The organism is Geodermatophilus africanus, from assembly GCF_900107105.1.
Taxonomy (GTDB): domain Bacteria; phylum Actinomycetota; class Actinomycetes; order Mycobacteriales; family Geodermatophilaceae; genus Geodermatophilus; species Geodermatophilus africanus.
Map to the genome: position 1 here is coordinate 1 of NZ_FNOT01000043.1, position 4,710 is coordinate 4,710.

The 4,710-nt window shown below is 75.1% G+C and carries 3 protein-coding genes and 1 pseudogene; all 4 read left to right on the forward strand.

Features of this window, described 5'->3' with window-relative positions; genetic code table 11:
* A pseudogene (locus tag BLW63_RS25855) lies at positions 1–357 on the forward strand (methyl-accepting chemotaxis protein); the annotation flags it as partial.
* 149 nt (positions 358–506) lie between these two features.
* A complete protein-coding gene (locus tag BLW63_RS25860) occupies positions 507–2,927 on the forward strand; it encodes a chemotaxis protein CheW (protein ID WP_091162507.1) in 2,421 nt (806 codons plus the stop codon).
* A gap of 1 nt (position 2,928) precedes the next feature.
* A complete protein-coding gene (locus BLW63_RS25865) occupies positions 2,929–3,375 on the forward strand; it encodes a chemotaxis protein CheW (protein ID WP_211517317.1) in 447 nt (148 codons plus the stop codon).
* Between the two features lie 350 nt (positions 3,376–3,725).
* Complete coding sequence (locus BLW63_RS25870) at positions 3,726–4,643, forward strand: hypothetical protein (RefSeq protein ID WP_091162509.1); 918 nt, start codon at positions 3,726–3,728, stop codon at positions 4,641–4,643.
* Positions 4,644–4,710: the final 67 nt, after the last annotated feature.

Sequence of the window (4,710 nt, forward strand, 5' to 3'; positions counted from 1 at the left end):
GCGCAGGAGACGGCCAAGGCCACCGAGGACATCGCCCGCCGGGTGCAGGCCATCCAGGGCGACACCACCGCCGCGGTGGCCGCGATCGGGGAGATCTCGCACATCGTCGCCCAGATCTCCGACCGGCAGACCACCATCGCCTCGGCGGTGGAGGAGCAGACCGCGACCACCAACGAGATGAGCCGGTCGGTGACCGAGGCCGCGCAGGGCTCGGGTCAGATCGCCAGCAACATCACCGGGGTCTCGGCGGCGGCGGACTCCACCACGCAGGCGCTGACCCAGACCCGCACCGCGGTCGGCGAGCTCTCCCGCATGGCCACCGACCTGCGCACGACGGTGGGCCGCTTCACCTACTGAGCGGTCGTCCGGGCCCGGCTGCAGCGCCGGGCCCGGACGGCGCCGCTGCAGTCACCGGCGGCGGCGATTGGCCTTCACATCGGGGCGCGGACCGCCGATGACCATCCCGAAGCGCGCCCGCTGCGCCGAGGACGAGAGAGAAGAGCAACGTGGACGGTCTGGACGACATCGTCGAGGAGTTCCTCGTCGAGAGTCACGAGAACCTCGACCAGCTGGACTCCGACCTGGTGGCCCTGGAGCAGGAGCCCGACTCGCGGGACCGGCTGTCGAGCATCTTCCGCACGATCCACACGATCAAGGGGACGAGCGGCTTCTTGGCGTTCCAGCGCCTGGAGGAGGTCACCCACGTCGGCGAGAACATGCTGTCCCGGCTGCGGGACGGCGCGCTCGCGCTCACCCCGCACCGGACCAGCGTGCTGCTGCGGATGGTCGACACCGTCCGGTCGCTGCTCACCTCCATCGAGGCCACCGGCGGCGAGGGCTCGGTCGACGTCTCCGCCGTCGTCGCGGAGATCAGCGCCGCCATGGAGGACAGCCCCGCCGCGGCCGAGCCGGTCGAGGTCGCCGCCGAGCCGGTCGCGGCCGTCGCCGAGGTCGTCGCGGAAGCCTCGGTCGAGGAGCGGGCCGAGGAGCCGGCCCCCGAGCCCACCGCCGAGCTCCCGGCGCCCGCGGTCGAGCCCCTGGCCCCCGTCGCGGAGGTCCCGGCCGCGCCGGCGGTCCCCGCCCCCCGCCCCGCGCCGGTCGCCGAGGCCGCTCCCGAGCCGGAGGCCGCGCACGAGGAGGCCGCCCCGTCGTCCGAGAGCGGCGCCGGCCAGGCCCGCCGGGCGGTCGCCGACAGCACCATCCGCGTGGACGTCGACCTGCTCGACGAGCTGATGCTGCTCGTCGGTGAGCTCGTGCTGACCCGCAACCAGATCGTCCAGTACGTCGGGCGCTCCAACGACACCGACCTGGTGCGCGCCTCGCAGCGGCTCAACCTCATCGCCAGCGAGCTGCAGGAGGGCGTCATGAAGACGCGCATGCAGCCGATCGACCACATCTGGTCCAAGCTCCCCCGGGTCGTCCGGGACCTCGGGCTGCAGCTGCAGAAGTCGATCCGCCTGGAGATGGAGGGCCGGGAGACCGAGCTCGACAAGACGCTGCTCGAGGCGGTCAAGGACCCGCTGACCCACCTGGTGCGCAACTCCGTCGACCACGGCATCGAGACACCCGAGGACCGCAGGAAGGCCGGCAAGCCCGCCGAGGGCGTGCTGACCCTGCGCGCCCGGCACGAGAGCGGCCAGGTCGTGGTCGAGGTCGCCGACGACGGCGCCGGCATCGACCCGGCCAAGCTCGGCGCCAAGGCCGTCGAGCGGGGGCTGGTCACCCAGGAGGCCCTCAACCGGATGGGCCCCCAGGACGTCCTGCAGATGATCTTCCTGCCGGGCTTCTCCACGGCCGCCCAGGTCACCAACGTCTCCGGCCGCGGCGTCGGCATGGACGTCGTGAAGACCAACATCGAGGCGATCGGCGGCACCATCGAGGTCGAGTCGCTGCCGGGCAGGGGCACCGTCTGCCGGCTGCGCATCCCGCTGACGCTGGCGATCGTGCCGGCGCTCACCGTCGAGTGCGCCGGTGACCGCTACGCCATCCCGCAGATCAGCCTGCAGGAGCTGGTCTCCCTGGACGCCGAGAAGGCCGCCAACGCCGTCGAGGAGGTCGGCGGGGCGCCGGTCTACCGGCTGCGTGGTGAGCTGCTGCCGCTCGTCCGGCTCACCGACGTGCTCGGGCTGGCCTCCGACCGGCACGACGGCCACGTGGTCATCGCCGTCCTCCGCTCGGAGGGCCGGCGCTTCGGCCTCGTCGTCGACCGGGTCATCAACACCGAGGAGATCGTCGTCAAGGCCGTCGGCGGCCAGCTCAAGGCGATCGGGCTGTACTCCGGCGCGACCGTCCTCGGCGACGGCACGGTGGCGCTGATCCTCGACGTGCAGGCGCTGGCCCGCCGGGCCCTGCGCGCCGAGACCGGCGAGCGCCAGGAGTCCCGCGCGACGGCGCTGCAGGCCGCGGCCACCGACGCCGAGCGGCAGCGGATGCTGCTGGCCGCGATCGGCGGCGGCCGCCGGGTCGCCATCCCGCTGGACACGGTGACCCGCCTCGAGCAGGTGCGCACCGAGTCGGTGGAGCGGGTCGGCAACCGGGAGGTCGTGCAGTACCGCGGCGCGATCCTGCCGATCGTCCGGCTCGACCGGCACCTGGGCGCCTACGGCGAGAGCGACCGCGAGGTCCTCGAGGTGATCGTCTACAGCGACCACGGCCGCAGCGTGGCCATCGTGGTCGAGGAGATCCTCGACATCGTCGACGGCGAGGCGGCCGTCCGCAGCGACATCGACGACATGGGCCTGCTGGGCTCGGCCGTCCTCGGCGACAAGGTCACCGAGCTGCTCGACGTCCGCGCCGCCATCCTCGCCGCGGACCCGGCGTTCTACTCGGCCCACCCCGCCGCCCTGACCCACCCCTCCGCCCTCGCCCCGGTCGACCCCCTGTCCGTGACGCCGCACGGCGTCCCCGGCTCCCTGTTGGAGGTCTGAGTTGTCCACCCCCACCGAGGCCCCGGCCATCGGCGGCCAGCTGGCCACCTTTTGGCTTGACGGCGACCTCTACGGCGTCGAGGTGGCGCACGTGCAGGAGGTCCTCAAGAGCCAGGGGCTGACCCGTGTGCCGCTGGCGCCCACCGCCGTCGCCGGGCTGATCAACCTGCGCGGCCAGGTGGTGACCGCGATCGAGCTGCGCGAGCGGCTCGGCCGGCCGCCGCGGCCCGAGGACACCGACGCCGTCGTCATCGTCGTCCGGCTGCACGGCGAGGCGGTCAGCCTGCTCGTCGACGCCATCGCCGACGTCGTGGACGTCGACCCGGCCGACTTCGAGGCGCCGCCGGACACCCTCGACGGCTCGGCGCGGGAACTGATCCGCGGCGCGTTCAAGCTCGACGGGCACCTGCTGCTGGCCCTGGACGTGCAGAAGGCCGTCAGCGCCTGAGGAAGGACCCCCTCGCCCCCCACGCCTCGCTCCGCCCGGCGCGGGCCCCTGCGAGGGGGCCGTCCAGCACCTCACGACTCGGGCGCGGCCGGTCTTCCCCGGCGGCCACGCTCCTCCCCGACCCCCGGTCGGGCAGCCCCACTCTCCGGAGGGCCGCCCGGCCGGGGGTCGCGGCTTTTCAGGCTCGCGACGGCTACGCAGCGTGACCGTATGGGGACGGTGCAGTGCGGCGCACGAGGCCTCACCCGACGGGGGTCGGGCCAACGGGTGACGCTCACGTGGCGCCGCGTCGCGGTCACGGTCAGTCTGGGTCGACCTCACCTCGGGGGACGTCGACTGGGAGGCCTGCCGTGCCCTACTCACTGGTCAGTGCCGCCACGCTCGGCTTCGACCTGGTCCGCCTGCCGGCCGGCCGCGCCGTCGCGGATGCCCTGCTCACCGGGCTGGCGGCCGACGCCCCCGCGCTCGAGCACCTGGCCGCGGTGCACCCGGCCGCGGGCCGCGACCGGGAGCTGCGCGCCACCCTCGCCGTCCGGTCGCGCAAGGCCCGCGAGCTCGCCGCCGCCGTCCCGCAGCTGCGCGACGCCGTCCAGCCCCCGCCCGGCGCCGACCGGGCCGCCGTGCTGGTCGCCCAGCTCGAGCGCAGCACGATCGGGGACGCCGCCGCCGTGGAGCGGGTGCTCCGGGACGACGTCCTCGGCCCCGAGCACCCCGCTGTCGCGCAGGTCGGCGAGGACGTCCGGGACGCCGCCGCGGACGTCCTCGCCGACGCCGCCGTGGGCGCGTGGGCCGCGGCGGTGCTGCCGCCGCTGGTGGCCCGCCAGCTCACCGGCCCGCTCGCCGTCGCGGTCGCCACCGGCGTGCCCACCACACCGGAGCTGGACCTCGGTCCGGCCACCGGTGAGCTGTCGGAGCTGCTGACCGGGCTGCGCACGCTCGACGACGCCGGCCGGGCCCGCTGGATGGCCGCCGTCGACGCCTCCCGCGCCGCACGCCGTCCGTGGGCGACCGCGATGCACGAGGCGTCGTGGGGAGCGCACGTCTCCGGCCGCACCCGCACGCTCGCGGCCGCCCAACTGCTCGCCGTCCGGGCGTTCCTCGACGCCGGCTTCGGCGCCCCGGCCGCAGCCGCGGGGGCCTGGAACGCCGTCGCCGGCTGCGTGCAGGGCCTCGTCATGGCCGACCTGCTCGGCAGCGACGCCCTGGCGGTGCTGTGCTCACCGCGACCCTCCGGGTCGCACCGCGGCCAGGGGCCGTCCCCCCGCTGAGCTGAGCCCCACCCGGCGCTCGCTCGCGGGAGCCTCCGGCCCCCACTCCTCGCACCGCCGCGCAGGG